At 61.4% G+C, this 15982-nt stretch carries 11 protein-coding genes; 2 read left to right on the top strand and 9 right to left on the bottom strand.

Annotation, left to right across the window (positions count from 1 at the left end; genetic code table 11):
- Positions 1–23: 23 nt before the first annotated feature.
- Positions 24–2498, bottom strand: coding sequence for an IPT/TIG domain-containing protein (locus tag ACQ4WY_RS23420; RefSeq protein WP_436506133.1), 2475 nt, complete (start codon positions 2496–2498; stop codon positions 24–26).
- 641 nt (positions 2499–3139) lie between these two features.
- On the opposite strand from ACQ4WY_RS23420, the gene metH reads away from it, so the two are divergent.
- A complete protein-coding gene (metH, locus tag ACQ4WY_RS23415) occupies positions 3140–6934 on the top strand; it encodes a methionine synthase (protein WP_436506132.1) in 3795 nt (1264 codons plus the stop codon).
- 111 nt (positions 6935–7045) lie between these two features.
- On the top strand, positions 7046–7417 hold the full coding sequence (locus ACQ4WY_RS23410; protein ID WP_436506131.1) for an SPW repeat protein: 372 nt from the start codon (positions 7046–7048) through the stop codon (positions 7415–7417).
- A gap of 65 nt (positions 7418–7482) precedes the next feature.
- Here the strand turns inward: ACQ4WY_RS23410 and ACQ4WY_RS23405 are convergent, their stop codons facing one another.
- The 8 genes from ACQ4WY_RS23405 to rsmB all read right to left on the bottom strand — a co-directional run bounded on the left by ACQ4WY_RS23405 (position 7483) and on the right by rsmB (position 15707).
- On the bottom strand, positions 7483–8763 hold the full coding sequence (locus ACQ4WY_RS23405; protein ID WP_353658939.1) for an EAL and HDOD domain-containing protein: 1281 nt from the start codon (positions 8761–8763) through the stop codon (positions 7483–7485).
- Positions 8764–8900: 137 nt separating this feature from the next.
- The gene (locus ACQ4WY_RS23400; RefSeq protein ID WP_353658940.1) at positions 8901–9680 is read right to left on the bottom strand and encodes a class II glutamine amidotransferase; all 780 of its coding nucleotides are present in this window, start codon (positions 9678–9680) and stop codon (positions 8901–8903) included.
- A gap of 77 nt (positions 9681–9757) precedes the next feature.
- On the bottom strand, positions 9758–10015 hold the full coding sequence (locus ACQ4WY_RS23395; protein WP_071079509.1) for a BTH_I0359 family protein: 258 nt from the start codon (positions 10013–10015) through the stop codon (positions 9758–9760).
- Between the two features lie 153 nt (positions 10016–10168).
- Complete coding sequence (locus ACQ4WY_RS23390) at positions 10169–10570, bottom strand: CobW family GTP-binding protein (protein ID WP_436506130.1); 402 nt, start codon at positions 10568–10570, stop codon at positions 10169–10171.
- Complete coding sequence (locus ACQ4WY_RS23385; RefSeq protein ID WP_353658942.1) at positions 10567–11286, bottom strand: response regulator; 720 nt, start codon at positions 11284–11286, stop codon at positions 10567–10569. The genes ACQ4WY_RS23390 and ACQ4WY_RS23385 overlap by 4 nt, the downstream gene beginning before the upstream one ends.
- 98 nt (positions 11287–11384) lie before the next feature.
- The gene (locus tag ACQ4WY_RS23380; RefSeq protein ID WP_436506129.1) at positions 11385–13682 is read right to left on the bottom strand and encodes a sensor histidine kinase; all 2298 of its coding nucleotides are present in this window, start codon (positions 13680–13682) and stop codon (positions 11385–11387) included.
- Positions 13682–14188 carry a DUF4390 domain-containing protein gene (locus ACQ4WY_RS23375; RefSeq protein WP_226938932.1) on the bottom strand — a complete coding sequence of 169 codons (507 nt, stop codon included), beginning with the start codon at positions 14186–14188 and terminating at the stop codon, positions 13682–13684. The genes ACQ4WY_RS23380 and ACQ4WY_RS23375 overlap by 1 nt, the downstream gene beginning before the upstream one ends.
- 97 nt (positions 14189–14285) lie before the next feature.
- Positions 14286–15707 (bottom strand): 16S rRNA (cytosine(967)-C(5))-methyltransferase RsmB, encoded by a 1422-nt coding sequence (rsmB, locus tag ACQ4WY_RS23370; protein ID WP_099665534.1) that lies wholly within the window; start codon positions 15705–15707, stop codon positions 14286–14288.
- Between the last annotated feature and the right edge of the window lie 275 nt (positions 15708–15982).

The following is a 15982-nucleotide window of genomic DNA, read 5'->3' as shown; positions in this document are numbered from 1 at the left end:
CTTTTTGCATCCGGTCCGCTGGCTTAGCGGCGCTGGACGTTCAGCAGGCGCGCGCGGACGGACGACGACAGGCTGACCTCGAAACGGCCGCCGGCCGGCAAGGCGCTCACGTCGACGCTGGCTTTGCCATCCGTTAAGCCGCTGGCGACCACCGTCTTGCGGCCATCGGCGGCCACGTGCAGCACGGCCGCATATGGCTCCGCTTGCGCATCCCAGACCAGCGCCAGCTTGCCGCCGCTTTGCGTTACCTCAAAGCTGCCATCGTTGGCGGCCTTGCTGCGGCGAAGCGGGCGGTCCAAAGTGGCCAATGCCTTACCTTTTGACAAAACTTTCACGTCACTGATATCGCCTGGATTGGCGAAGCTGACGCGGAAGTGGCTCATGGCGCTGTCGCCATGGTCGGCCAAGCTCACGGCATCGAAGGGCAAGTCGATAGTCGCTCCGGACGCGGTCAGTATCCGCAAGGTGTACGCCTGGCCGCCGCCGCTGGCAGCTGCGCCAACGCGCGTGGACGAGGCAACGGCTGGGCGCAAGGCCACGCCGCTAGGCGTGATGCGGCCGGAAATGGTCAGGTAGCCGTTTTCGGCCACGGACATGCTGGCGGCCAGCACATTGCTGCCCGTCACCTGCATGCTGCGTTTTTCCAGGAATTGCTGCACCCGCGCATAGCTGTAGTCGGAGAACCAGGCGCCGCTGCAATAGCTCATCACGTCCTTCATCGGCGTGCTGCCATAGACTGCCTTGCTCAGCTGGCCGATATTGCCTGCATAGTTGCTGTTGTACAGCGGCTGCGGGCCCAGATTACCATCCGCATATGGGTAGTCGACAGCGGCGCCAGCCGGGCCGCCGCAGGCAACGTGCTGCAGCGAGTGGTTGTGGCCCAGCTCATGCACGAGCGTGGTCAGCCATTCAGGCCACTCATTGCCGAAGGGATCGACGGAGGCGATGCTGTTGAACCTGGCATCCAGGCCGATGGCCGACGTGAAGTAGTTGGTACTGCCAGGCGGGTTGATGTAGGCCAGGCCGGCGGCGCGTGTGGCAGACATTTTCGGCACGAAACCATAATAATAGGCGCCGCTGTCTTCCAGCGCGCGCTTGCTGTCCAGCTTGCCCAGGGCATCGCTCCACCAGCTGTCGGCCGTGCTGCTGCCTGGCATGCTCAGCGCCGCGCGCGTGGTGATGCTGATATTTTCCGTCGCATACGGATACACACGCAGCAGCGCAGCACGGATCACCTCGGCGTCAGGCAGTTGCGCCACGCCATCATCGGTGCTCAAGGGTACGAGTACCAGGCGGATTCGGGCCAGGCTGGCCACCACGGGTGCCGCTTCCTGGCTCACTTGCACGCCGTCATTGCCGACGGCCGTCACGCGCACGCGCACGCCGGGCAAGATCCAGCCAGCGGGCAGGATGGCACTGAAATTGCCGTTGAAACTGTAATCGCTTTTCGCCGTCGGCAAGACCGATGGGCCGCTCATGCTGATGCTGCCCAGGTTGCTGCCATTGGCGGCGGTCGCATTCAAGGTCACTGCCGGGCTGGCCTGGCCCGCTTGCGCGGCCAGCACGGACACGCGCACGGCGGCTGGCTTGCCGCGCGTCAGGCGCAAGGCCGTATTGCTGGCGTTCAAATTCAGTACTTGCGCGAAATCAATGCTGCCCAGGGTAAAGGCCGACACCGTGCCCGCATTGACGGCGATGCGCGACGCGGCCGACAGCATCACGTTGCCCGTTGCCGCAGCTGGCGCGGACAGCAGCAGTTGGCTGGCACTGGCACTGACGATGACAGCCGGCGTATTGCCCACCGAGGCCGAGCTGACCTGGTCGAGATTGCTGCCCTGCACCGTCACCGACAAGGTCCCGCCGTTGACGGCCGAGCTGATCGACGTCACCGCCACGCTCGCCAAGACCGTATAGGTGTCGCTGCTGGCCACATCGTTGTAGGGACCGCGCACCATCAGCGCGCCTGTCGCTGCGCCCGCAGGCACCACCACGGTCACGCTGCTGGCCGTCTGGCTTTGCGGCGTTGCCGCCGCGCCATTGCCAAACTGCACCGCCGTCACGGCGCCCATGCCGCCGCCCGTGATCGTCACGCTGGAACCGGCACCGCCCGTCAATGGCGCAACGCTGCCCACGCTCAAGGGCAAGTACACATTGACGTTATAGCTGGTGGCCATCGTGCCGCTGGCGCTGACCAGGCTCAAGGCGCCCGTCACGGGCACGCCAGGCATGGCCAGGGTAACGCTGGTCTCGCTGACGGCACTGGTGGCAACGGTCACGCCCCCAACCTGGAAGGCCGTCACGCGGCCCAGGTTCGTGCCCGTGAGCACCAGGCTGCCACCAACAACGACATTCGCTGCCGAAACGGCTGTCACGGCAGGAATCAGGACGGGAGTACCCGAAGTGGTCGCCACCACCGTGTCGCTACCACCACCGCCACCACCGCCGCAGGCGGACAGGCCCAGCATGACAAACAATGCGACAAGCAGATAGTTTTTCATGGCTGACAACCAGGTTGATGCAGCGCGGTGCCGGGGAGGACACAAGATAAATGTGACATATTGGTGACTTTTGGTGAGAATTTAATTTCTAAGAACCAATATTATGGGTTAATTCGATTCCCAAATACAACTATTAATGCTTTTGATTCAATTGGTTTTGATAATAATGAAGATATCTGCTTGGCAAACTTTATTCTGAGAATTATTCCTCTCACTCTGCACTGGCTGAAATCGAATTTATTTTCCTTTGCAGCTATTGCCATTCAACTCATTAAAAATTGGCTGAAATCGCATAAATAATGTGGAAATTTTTCCACAGCCTAGAGGGCATATCTTCCCGCCAACCTTGGCGGAAGAATTAACGTTTCGAGTAAGATTTTCAGAAATGTAATTTTCAGGAGCAGGCGCGGCGGAAGGCGATGTGTTGCAAGAAGGCCTGCCGTGGGGCGAACGAGGGCTTTTGCTTAAAACCAAAGCAGCCTGATGCCGTATAATTTTAGACCCGGTGAAATCAGGCGATTGCCACCTTCTGCCTGCCCTACCCGGCCGGCAACTCCCCGTCAGCTGATCCTGCTGGCCCGCATCCGCCTCGTAAAGTCTTGTCGCCGCGCCGCCGCCCGTTTGCCTATTGAAAGCATGAAATGAACGATACCGTGATCCCCGCCATGTCCCCGACCGAAGCCACCTTGCGCGCCATTCTGGCGCAGCGGATCATGATCCTCGACGGCGCCATGGGCACGATCATCCAGCAATACAAGCTCGACGAGGAAGCCTACCGCGGTGGTCCCGCTGGCCGCTTCATCGATTTCGCCGCCCCGGCCGACAGTGGCGCGCGCGAACTGTTCGTCAAGGGCAATAACGAGCTGCTGACCCTGACGCAACCGCACATCATCCAGGAAATCCACGAGCGCTACCTGGCGGCCGGCGCCGACTTGATCGAAACGAATACCTTCGGCGCCACGACGATCGCCCAGGACGATTACCACATGGCCCACCTGGCCTATGAAATGAACGTGCAAGCTGCCAGGCTGGCGCGCGCCGCCTGCGACAAGTATTCCACGCCGGACAAGCCGCGCTTCGTCGCCGGCGCCCTGGGTCCCACGCCGAAGACGGCGTCGATCTCGCCCGACGTCAACGACCCGGCCGCGCGCAACGTCAGTTTCGACCAGCTGGTGGCCGCCTACCTGCAGCAGACGCAAGGCCTGGTGGAGGGCGGCGCCGACGTGCTGCTGGTGGAAACCATCTTCGACACCTTGAACTGCAAGGCGGCCCTGTTCGCCATCGACCTGTTCTACGAACAGAATCCGGACGTCGTGCGCCTGCCGCTGATGATTTCCGGTACCGTCACGGACGCCTCGGGACGCATTTTGTCGGGCCAGACCGTGCCCGCCTTCTGGAATTCCGTGCGCCATGCGAAACCGCTGACCATCGGCCTGAACTGCGCGCTGGGCGCCGCACTGATGCGTCCGTACGCGGAAGAGCTGGCCAAGATCGCCGACACCTTCGTGTGCATCTACCCGAACGCGGGCTTGCCCAACCCCATGAGCGACACGGGCTTTGACGAGTTGCCAGCCGACACGTCCGCCCTGCTGCGCGAATTTGCCGACGCGGGCTTTTTGAACATGGCGGGCGGCTGCTGCGGCACCACGCCCGAACACATCGCCGCCATCGGTGAATTGCTGTCGAAAAACACGCCGCGCACCGTGCCGGCCCCGTCGCACGACTTGCGCCTGGCCGGCCTGGAACCGTTCGTCGTCAATGACGAGTCGCTGTTCGTCAACGTGGGCGAGCGCACCAACGTCACGGGGTCGAAAGCGTTCGCGCGCATGATTCTCAACGAGCAATATGACGAGGCGCTGTCGGTGGCGCGCCAGCAAGTGGAAAACGGCGCGCAAGTGATCGACATCAACATGGACGAGGCGATGCTCGATTCGCTGGCGGCCATGACGCGCTTTCTGAACCTGATCGCCTCGGAACCCGATATTTCACGCGTGCCCATCATGGTCGACTCTTCGAAATGGTCGGTCATCGAAGCTGGCCTGAAGTGCGTGCAGGGCAAGGCCATCGTCAATTCCATCTCGATGAAGGAAGGCGAGGAAGAATTCCTGCGCCAGGCGAAACTGTGCCGCCGCTATGGCGCGGCCGTGATCGTCATGGCTTTCGATGAAAAAGGCCAGGCCGATACCTTCGAGCGCAAGATCGAGATTTGCGCCCGCGCCTACCATTTATTGATCGATGCGCTGGACTTCCCGCCGGAAGACATCATTTTCGATCCGAACATCTTTGCCGTCGCGACCGGCATCGAAGAGCACAACAACTACGCCGTCGACTTCATCAATGCCACGCGCTGGATCAAGGAAAACTTGCCGTACGCGAAGATATCAGGCGGCGTGTCAAACGTGTCCTTCAGTTTCCGCGGCAACGATCCAGCCCGCGAAGCCATCCATACCGTCTTCCTGTACCACGCCATCAAGGCCGGCATGACCATGGGCATCGTCAACGCCGGCATGGTGGGCGTGTACGACAACCTGGACCCGGAATTGCGCGAGCGCGTGGAAGACGTGGTGCTGAACCGCCGCGAAGACTCGACCGAGCGCATGATCGAATTTGCCGGCACCCTGAAGGCGGGTGGCAAGGCCGAGGCGCAAACCCTGGCCTGGCGCGAAGGTAGCGTGCAGGCGCGCCTGTCGCACGCGCTGGTGCACGGCATCACGCAGTTCATCGTGGAAGACACGGAAGAAGCGCGCCAGGAACTGCTGCACAATGGCGGACGCCCCATCCACGTGATCGAGGGCCCGCTGATGGCCGGCATGGACGTGGTCGGCGACCTGTTTGGCCAAGGTAAAATGTTCTTGCCGCAAGTGGTGAAATCGGCGCGCGTCATGAAACAGGCCGTGGCCCACTTGATTCCGTATATCGAGGAAGAAAAGCTGCTGGAAGAAAAGCGCACGGGCATCGTCGCCAAGCCCAAAGGCAAGATCATCATGGCCACCGTCAAAGGCGACGTGCATGACATCGGCAAGAACATCGTCACCGTCGTTCTGCAGTGCAATAACTTCGAAGTGGTGAACATGGGCGTGATGGTGCCGTGCTCGGAAATCCTCGCCCGCGCCAAGGTGGAAAACGCGGACATCATCGGCCTGTCGGGCCTGATCACGCCGTCGCTGGAAGAAATGGCGTATGTCGCCAAGGAAATGCAGCGCGACGAACATTTCCGCATGCTCAAGATTCCCCTCCTGATCGGCGGCGCCACCACCAGCCGCGCCCACACGGCCGTGAAGATCGCCCACAACTACGAGGGGCCCGTGATCTACGTGCCGGACGCCTCGCGTTCCGTTTCCGTGGCGCAATCTCTGCTGACGCCGGAGCAGCGCGACAAATACGTGGAAGACATCGAACTCGACTACGCCCGCATCCGCGAGCAGCATGCCAACAAGAAAGCGCTGCCCATCCTGCCGCTGGCGCAGGCGCGCGCCAACAAGATGATCGTGCCGTTCGACGGCCCGTGCACACCCGTGAAACCGAAGTTCATCGGCCGCCGCGTCTTTAAAAATGTCGACCTTGCCACCCTGGCCAACTATATCGACTGGGGCCCGTTCTTCCAGACCTGGGACCTGGCTGGCCCCTTCCCCGCCATTTTGACGGATGACGTGGTGGGCGACGCGGCCACCAAGGTGTATGCGGAAGGCCAGGCCTTGCTGAAAAAACTCATCGACGGGCGCTGGCTGACGGCCAATGGTGTCGTGTCCCTGCTGCCGGCAAATAGCGTCAATGACGACGATATCGAGGTGTACACGGACGATACGCGCAGTATCGTGGCGTTCACTTACTACGGCATGCGCCAGCAGGGCGTGAAACCCGTGGTCGATGGCGTGCAGCGTCCGAACCAGTGCCTGGCCGACTTCATTGCGCCGAAGGCATCGGGCGTGAAGGATTACATCGGCATGTTTGCCGTCACGTCCGGCCTGGGCATCGAAAAATACGAAAAACGCTTCGAAGATGCGCACGACGATTACTCGTCCATCATGCTCAAATCCCTGGCGGATCGCCTGGCCGAGGCCTTCGCCGAATACCTGCACGAGCGCGTGCGCAAGGATTTGTGGGGTTATGTGCCGGACGAGCACTTGAGCAATGACGACATGATCGGCGAGAAATACATGGGCATCCGCCCGGCGCCAGGCTACCCTGCCTGCCCCGAGCACACGGTCAAGAAAGAGATGTTCGAGGTCATGCAGGCCGAGGAAATCGGCATGCAGCTGACGGAATCGTATGCCATGTTCCCCGGCGCGGCCGTGTCCGGCTTCTATTTTGCCCACCCGGAGTCGAAATACTTCGTCGTCGGCAAGATCGGCATGGACCAGGTGGAAGACATGGCCAAGCGCCGTGGCGCCAGCATCGAGAACGTGGAACGCTGGCTGGCACCCAATCTGTCATGATATGCACAAGGCGCGCGGAACTTATCGCGCGCCGAAGCGCACTAACGCAGTATGCCGGTCGGCATGCTGCATGCCCGCTCCGGCCCGTTCCCCAACTGGCAAGGAGGATATATGGCAAACAATTTCAAACTCAAACGCTGGCAGGATCAAGTGATCCTGCTGCTGGGCCTGTGGCTCGTCGTCTCGCCCTGGGCATTTTCCTACCCGGAAGGCTCGCCGCAGATGCTCAACGCCTTTGTCTCGGGCCTCGTGATCGCCGTGCTGGCAGCCTTCGACCTGTACAAGACCTATTTCTGGGCCGTCGTCGTCAACCTGCTGGTCGGCGTCTGGGTGGCGGCCTCGCCATGGCTACTGCGGCTGGCCGATCAGCGCGCCGTCATGTGGAACGAGCTGCTCGTCGGTGTCGCCGTCGTCGTGCTGGCCCTGTGGGAACTGCGCACCGACCCCGAGCTGCACAAGCACTGGCCCGGTGCCGCCGTATAGCGGCGTTAAAAAACCCTGCCACGGCGACGCCGTGCAGGGTTTTTTAACGTTACGGGAGGCGTCAGTTACAGCGCATACCTCACCACATTGTCGCTCCATTCGTAGGCGGCCATTTCCAGCTCCACCAGGTCGTCCGGCGACATGGCCAGGTCGCGCAAGGTTGGCACGATCTCGCCTTCCATGTCTTCGATGCGCTCGATGCATTCGGCCAGGCGCAACAGGTCGCCGTAGAAGCCCTCGCGCGACAACAGCGCTTCGGCCACTTCATCGATGACTTCGATCTGGCTGAGGATTTCCGACATCGGCACACCGAACAGGGTATCCATCAGGGACATGATGCCCACCGTAAAGGCGATATCGGCCGAATGGGCATGGTTAGGGCGCAGTTTATGCGCCAGCAGCTCCAGCAAACGACCGCGCGTGGTGGCCAACATCAGCAGCGGCGTCATGCTATGGCCACGCTTGCTTGGTTCCGCGTACAGCATGATTTGCAGCCAGCGCTGCAACTGGCGGCGGCCCAGTACAGTCACGGCCTGACTCAGCGAATCGATGCGCTGGCGCGCGCCCACGGCCGGGGTATTGACCAGGCGCAGCAGGTTCAGGGCCAGCGACACGTCGCGCTTGATGGCCCGCTCGATATCCATATTGTCGGCTTCCGACGTCACCAGGGTCATCAGTTCCATGACGGCCAGTTGCGACGGAGACAGCTTCTTGCCCGTCATGATGGCAGGCTTGGCGAAATAATAGCCCTGGAAATAATCGAAGCCCAGGTCCAGGCCCGACTTGAATTCTTCGCGCGTCTCGACCTTTTCCGCCACCAGTTTCTTTTGTTCCCGCTTGAAACGGGGCGCCAGCGCAGCCAGCACTGTCGGGTCGACCGTGCTCATGTCCATCTTGACGTATTGCACCAGTGGCAACAGTTCCTGCACTTGCGACGTATCCGCGACGACATTTTCCAGCGCGAAAGTAAAACCATGGCCCACCAGTTCGCTGATGCGCGCACGCACTTCCGGCGTGACGGGCATCGATTCGACGATTTCCAGCACGACTTTTTCACGCGGCAGGAACACGAAGATGTCGCTCATGATCACGTCGGCATCGACGTTGACGAAACCGAGCGCGTCGCCGATGACCTTTTCCATGCCCAGTTGGGAAGCGTGGGCGATGACGGACGCCGTGGCGGACAGGTCGCTGGTGATGTTGGCGGGGCCGACCGGAGCGTTGCGGAATAGCAACTCATAGCCAAACAGGGCTTGATTACGGTCAAGAATAGGTTGTCGCCCCAGATAGAACTCGCGCACGCGCAAGGGCTTCGGGGTGATGTCATTACTGGAAATATCGATCATTAACTCTTCATCAATCACGTCGAGTGACACCGGCCGCGCCGCGCCCGCATCAAGGTTCACTATTGACAATACTTTAGCTGAATTCCGCCCGCGCTGTGGGTATTTTGGCAGCAATCAAGCATATTGTCGTCAACAAATTAGGCCACTGGCGTGTCTTGCACCATCCCGTCGACAAATAATTTCAATTCGCCCGGCGCAAACGCCGTCCATTGCTCATTCGTCGTCAGCGGCTGGGTAACGATCACGGCCACTCTGTCCTGGGGCGTCGTCACCTGGGAAAAGTCCACGCTCAGGTCTTCATCGGAGAGTTTAGCAGTTGGAAAAGGATGTTGTCGCACCAGATAGTGCAAGCTGGTCGAGCAATGGGCAAACAGCGCCTCGCCGCTCGACAGCATCATGTTGAAGGTGCCGTGGGCCGCGATGCTGGGCAACAACTCCGCCAAGGCGGCATGCAGTTGCGGCAACGCCGGCGGGGCATCGCCAAAGCGCGCGTGCAGTTCCTGCAGCAGGTAGCAGAAAGCCAGCTCACTGTCCGTGCAGCCGACGGGGCGGTAACTGCCCGTCAGCACGGGGTTGAATTCCTTCAAATCGCCATTGTGGGCAAAGACCCAGTAGCGTCCCCACAGTTCGCGCACGAAGGGGTGGCAGTTTTCCAGCGCCACCTGGCCTTGCGTGGCCTTGCGGATATGCGCGATGACATTGCGCGACTTGATGGGATAGCGTTTGATCAGCTCGGCCACGGGCGAGGCGATGGCCGCCTGGTGGTCGACGAAATGGCGCACGCCGGCGCCCTCGAAAAAGGCGATGCCCCAGCCGTCATGGTGGGTATCGGTATGGCCGCCGCGCATGGCGAAGCCAGTAAAACTAAAGACAATGTCCGTGGGGACATTGCAATTCATTCCGAGAAGTTGGCACATGGTCTGTTTGCAGCTGGATAACACAACCACCATACCATGCCGTCAGACGGATTGGTATGGTGGCGATAGCCATCAGACTAGTGCAACAGGACAGGCTGGCTCATGAGGGAATCATAGCTGCCCAAAAATTCATCGATCTCTTCCATGCTGGGTTCGCTGGCGATCAGTTCCGTGACGTCGCGGCGGAAGTTTTGGGCAAGGATGCCGGCGATAAACGTTTCCCGCTTGCCGCCCTTGTCGACGATTTCATAGCCGCCAAAGCGCAGGGCTTCCAGGTCGACGTCGGCGCCGAATTCCACGACGCTATATTGTTCGCTGTTATAGATCAGGTTCATTTTGCATCCTTCGCTCAAGCAGGAGAAGCTCCTGCGGTGTCAGAACAGAGGTGGGGTTCACACAGCGCCATTTCAAGCGGCCATGCCACCCTGCGGGCTACAGAGTTGTAACGAGATGCAAACTGCTATTGCCGTAAGTCGAACGAGAAATTGTCAGGCAAGCACTATGTCTGCTTGCAGCGCCAGCAGGGCATCGTAGGGACTGGCGGTGAGCCAGGTGCGCAGTTGTTCGATGTGCGAGGCGTCAGCCAGGCTGATGAACAAGTGTGCGGGTGGATGGCGCAGCAGACGATTCAATGTTACACGCAATACGAGATTGCCGCTGCAGCACAGGCAACCGGGCGCGATGCGCAACAGTTGCAATGGAAATGGTGGAGTAATGGAAACTTGCTCGGCCAGGTCGGCCAGGATGGCGTTGCCGTCAGCGAGGCCCTCAAGAATCACGGCGACCGGCTGGCCAGACGGCAAGGCTTGCGCGATAGCCGCTTCGCGCCCGGCGGCGCGTCCACCGCTGACCAAAGTCAGCGGCGTCGGACGCCGCACGGCTGCCGTCACAGGCTTTTCTTGGCCAGCTTGCCCGGTTCGACGCCCAGCTGTTTCAGCTTGCGGTACAAATGGGTGCGCTCGAGGCCCGTTTTTTCCGCCACGCGGGTCATGCTGCCGCCTTCGCGTCCCAGGTGGTGTTCGAAATACATGCGCTCGAACGCGTCGCGCGCCTCGCGCAGGGGCAAGTCGAACGACAGGTTGTAGCCATGGCCTTCGGCCACCGCCGGTACCGCGATGCCTGGGCGCACCATCAGCTGTTGCGGAGCACTGCCGCCAAAGCTGGGCACAGGATGGTTGCTTTCCTCGGCTATCACGGGTGCCACGGGACGCGGCGCCACACTCGGCGCTCGCACGGTTTCCTGTGCCCGCGTCAAGCCTTGCTGGACTGCCTTCAGCAGTTTTTGCAGGGCAATCGGTTTTTCCAGGAAGTTCATGGCGCCGATGCGCGTCGCCTCGACCGCCGTATCGATGGTGGCGTGGCCCGACATCATGATCACCGGCATGGTCAGCAAGCCGTCGCGCTGCCATTCCTTGAGCAAGGTGACGCCATCGGTGTCGGGCATCCAGATATCCAGCAATACCAGATCCGGCGCACCGGCGGCACGCGCTTCACGCGCCTGCTGCGCATTTTCGGCCAGCTGGATAGCATGTCCTTCGTCGCCCAAAATTTCCGAGAGCAACTCACGGATACCCATTTCATCATCCACTACGAGTATGTTTGCCATTCGTGTCTTGCCTTCCTCATTTCGCCGGCCCTCGCGCACAAGATGCACACGGCGGACAGCTATGATTTTATTAGTGTTTTAAATACTAAACCAGACCCTCACGCCAGGAATTCCTGGGCAGGAGTGTCGGGAGCTAACTTTAACAGCAAAATGACCACCGAAGCGCCATTGCCGTCGACCCGGTTCTCGATATCGATGCGTCCGCCGTGTTCATCGATAATTTTCTTTACCATCGCCAGGCCCAAGCCCGTGCCGCGCGCCTTCGAGGTCACATAGGGCTCGAAGGCGCGCGCCAGGATTTTTGGCGCAAAACCGGGACCATTGTCGCTGATGGCCAGCCGCACGGCGATATTCACGCCGCCGTCCGCACTGCGATAATGAATTGCTTCCGTCCTTACGTCAATCCGCGGATGCGCCGAGTCCGGCGGCAAGTCAGCCATGGCGTCCTGCGCGTTCTGCAGCAAGTTATGAATCACCTGGCGCAACTGGGTCGGATCGCCCATCACCATCGGCAGATTCGGCGCCAGCAGCGGGTGGATGATGTCGCCATCGTCGCCGCGCAGGTACAGGTTCAGTATCTCTTCGATCAGCTCGTTCAGGCGCAGCGGCGTGAGCACGGCCGGCGGCGTGCGCGCATAGTCGCGGAAGTCGTCGACCATGCGCTTCATCGCATCGACCTGCTTGACGATGGTGGTGGTGGCGCGGCTGAGCAGGTCGGCATCGGGCTGCTCCAGTTTGCCTTCGAGCTTCATCTGCAGGCGCTCGGCCGACAGCTGGATCGGCGTGAGCGGATTCTTGATTTCATGCGCCAGGCGGCGCGCCACCTCGCCCCAGGCGATCGAGCGCTGTGCGGAAATCACATCGGAAATATCATCGAACACGACGATGTAGCCGCTGCCGGACTCCAGCGGCAGGCGCGAACCGCGCGCCAGCAAGGTGATGTCATGCTCGTCGGCACTACTGCCCAGGCGGCGCGGAATTTCGATCTGGCGCTGCCAGTGCAGGCGCTGCTGGTTGCGGCCCGATGCCGATTGCGCGCTTTGCGCCGTGAAGGCGCTGATGATGGCGCCGCCAAACTCTTCCATTCCAACAATATTGGCCAGCGGCTGGCCCACCATGCTCATGCCCGAATGCTGCAAGATGCGCTCGACCGATTCATTGCAGGTCACCAGCTTGAAATCGCCGTCGAGCACCATCACGCCGGCCGACATGTTCGCCAGCACCGATTCCAGGTGGGCCTTGGCGTTTTGCAAGGCGGCGCGGTTGCTTTCCACGGCCGTGCGCGCATCGAGCAACTGGCGCGTCATGATATTGAACGACTGCGTCAGGGTGCCCAGCTCATCCTTGGTGGCGACGATGGGGCGCGGCGACAAATCGCCCTCGGCCACGGCGCGCGTGCCTTCGGCCAGCAGCAGCAGGGGCTGGGCCAGGTTGCCCGCAATCAGGAAAGCGCTGCCGATGGCGCCAAAAATGGCCAGTAGCAAGGTCAAGGTGAGGATTTCCATGTACATCTTGCGCAAGCCCACGCGCGCGACGAAACGTTCCTTGTATTCACTGTAGGCGGCGCGCAGCACTTCGCCATTCGTCGCCAGCTTGGGCGGCACCGATTGCAGCAGTTGCAGGTAGCGGGGCGAGACGGAAGGCCCCGGCACTGCCACCAGCACGCGCAGGCGCAGGCTGGCCGCCGTTTCCAGCGACGCTGGCAGGCCCGAGCGGAAACCGCCGCCGCCCGACTCCGTGCCATCGTCGTGCAACTCCAGGCCCCCTTCCGCGGAGGCATAGCCGGCCGGCGAGGCCGCCTGCACCAGCATGGCAGCCGTTGGCACGTCGGCCGCGCTATGCGGCCCGGCGCTGGCCAGCAGCACGCCGTCACTGCTGACAATCATGACATTTTGCATGCCCTCTTCGCGCAGCAGGCTGGTCAGCACGGCGGGGCCGGCCACCGGATCGGCGCCCAGTTCTTCGACGGCCTTGTGGCCCCGGTGGTCGAGCTCGACCAGCGCCGCATCGAGGCCGGCACGGCCCAGCTCAATCCCCGATTCCAGCGCCGCTTCGATCTTGACGTTGAACCAGGATTCGATGGAGTGGGAAACGAATTGCACTGACACGAGGAAAATCACCAGGCCCGGCAGGATGCCGACGGCGGCGAACAGCATCACCAGGCGCGTCATCAGCTTGGAGCCGAACTTGCCGCTCTTGTAGCGTGCGTACAGGCGGGCCAGGGAAATGCCCACCAGCGCCAGCAGGGACACGGCCACGGCCGCATTCAGGCCCAGCAGCCAGGTGTAGTAACGGTCGAAAAAGCCGGAATTGTCGGAAGCCGACGCCAGCAGGAACAGCAGGATACTGACAATGCCGCCGCCCACCACCAGCAGATAGCGCAATGCTTGACTCACTACTCCGCCGTATACAAGAAGGTTTTTTTATTCGAAGCCAGGCGCCAGTCGCTGTTATTGAAGGCATTGACCTGTATCGGCTTGGGCAGGTAATCGCGGTCCATACCCATGCGCAAGGTGACGTTATACGTCTGCCCCACTTTCAGCTCGCCGCGCCGCGCCACCAGCCAGCGGCTGGGACGGCGGATCAGGAACAGCGCGTCGTCGAGGGTGGGGAAGCTTTGCTGCAAGCCACCACCCGACACATGATACTGGCGCGTGAGCACGTTGTACGACAGCTTGCTGGTCTGGCGCGCCACGATGGCTTTTTCATCGAACCAGTACCAGCGGGGCCGGGTCAGTTCGATTTCCGTCGTGAAATACAGCGGCACGCCATGCTGTACCGCATCATCAAGGTCGTGATTGAGCTCGAAGGAATACGTGGCGGCCAGCTTGTAGCCCTCTTCGCTCGACTCGATGTAGGCACGGGTGATCTCGACCATATCGGCGGCATGCGCGCGTGGCATGGTACACGCCAGCATCAGCAGCAGGGCCAGGAGTCGGAAGAGTCGTGTTGTCACAAGTGTGCCGGTCGTGTCCGTAGGAAAAGGTTCGACGAATCGCTCAAGCCGCATTTTTTTGGAATAGCGCATAGAACAAACCGTCGTGGTCCTGCTCCGCGCTGCCGGTCGGCAACAGCTGGCCAGGCGCTGTCAATCGGGTCGCATTATTGCGCACCGCAAATGCCGCCGCCTGTGCCTCGGACTCTTGCGGCCACAATGAACATGTCACGAATAGCAATTTACCATCGGGGCGCAGCATCTGCCACAGGTTGTCCAGAATTTTGGAGGAAAGTGTTGCAAGTTGGAACGCGTCACCCTTGCGGCGCAACCAGCGGATGTCGGGATGGCGACGCACGATACCCGAGGCCGTGCACGGCACGTCGGCCAGGATGCGGTCGTACTGCTGGCCGTCCCACCACGCGCTCGATTGCGCATCCTGCGCCTTCAGGGTGGCGTCCAGGCCCAGGCGCTCGAGGTTTTCCGCGATGCGCGGCAGGCGCTTGGCATCCGCATCGATGGCCGTCACCTGCACGTCGGCCAGCTCGAGGATGTGGCAGGTCTTGCCGCCGGGCGCCGCGCAAGCGTCCAGCACGCGCATGCCGTCCTGCAGATCGAGCAACGGCGCGGCCAATTGCGCGCCAGCATCCTGCACGGAGACGACGCCCTGCTCGAAGCCGGGGATCAGCGCCACGCCGATCGGCTTGTCCAGGCGCACGGCGAATGGTCCCACCTGGCGCGCGGCAATGCCCGCCTCGGCCAGCACGGCCAGGTACGCTTCAACCGTGCTCTTGCGGCGATTCACGCGCAAGGTCAATGGCGGCACGGCATTGCCGGCCGTCAAAATGGCTTGCCAGTCGCGGGGATAGGCCAGGCGCAGCGAGTCGATCCACCACTGCGGATAATTCCATTGCGCCAAAGGTTGCTGCAGGGCCGCTTCCAGCAAGGACTTGCGCTCGCGCAAGAAGCGGCGCAGGACGGCATTGACCATGCCCTTGGCGTGCGCCAGGTCAGGGTGCGAGGTGGCCACCGTGACGGCCTGGTCGACCACCGTGAATTCTTCGTACGGCTGTTCGCCCGGCTCGGCCGACATCAGGGACAGCGCGCAGCACAGCAGCGCGGCCAGCATCGGCGGCTCGGGCGCCTTCGACGTCATCAGGCCAACCAGAGTTTCGCTGCGGCCCAGCTGGCGCATGGTACGGTAGGAAATATCCTGGATGGCGCCGCGCGCCTGCGGGCTGGCGTTCGATTGCGTAAACACCTTGGCCAGCGCCTGCGGCAGGGCCGTGCCCGTGCGCACTTGCGCCACGGCATTGGCCGCGCCCAGCAGGCAAAACGCCAGCGAGTCGGCGCGCAAATCGGGTTGGAAGCCTGGCTGCAAGACCGGTTTCAGGTCGGGATGGTAGCTGGGACGCAATTTCGGTGCGGCAGGAGCCTGGCCTGGCGCCGGCTTGGTTTTCAATTTCAGCGTGGGGCGCTTGTTCATAGTTATCCGGTGTGGCTGCGCGCGGCGGGCTGCATGGTGGCAAAGGCGCGGCCGCGCGTCATCAATAAAGGGTCGATTGTAGCGTTTGTGGCGCCCTCTGGCCCAAGCGATTGCAGCGATACCTGTAAATTGCGGCAAAAAACTGCATATATACAAGCAGAATGCGCCATGCTGATGTTTTCATGCACCAACATAAGCATGCTGTCCTGATAATATCGTGAAATGCGCCGGCACGGGAACACTGCCGGCCAGCGTATTGTTCCCGGCAGCAAACC

This window comes from Janthinobacterium salmonicoloratum (assembly GCF_051380845.1).
Classification (GTDB): domain Bacteria; phylum Pseudomonadota; class Gammaproteobacteria; order Burkholderiales; family Burkholderiaceae_D; genus Janthinobacterium; species Janthinobacterium lividum_F.
This window is presented reverse-complemented; position numbering and strand designations above follow the sequence as displayed.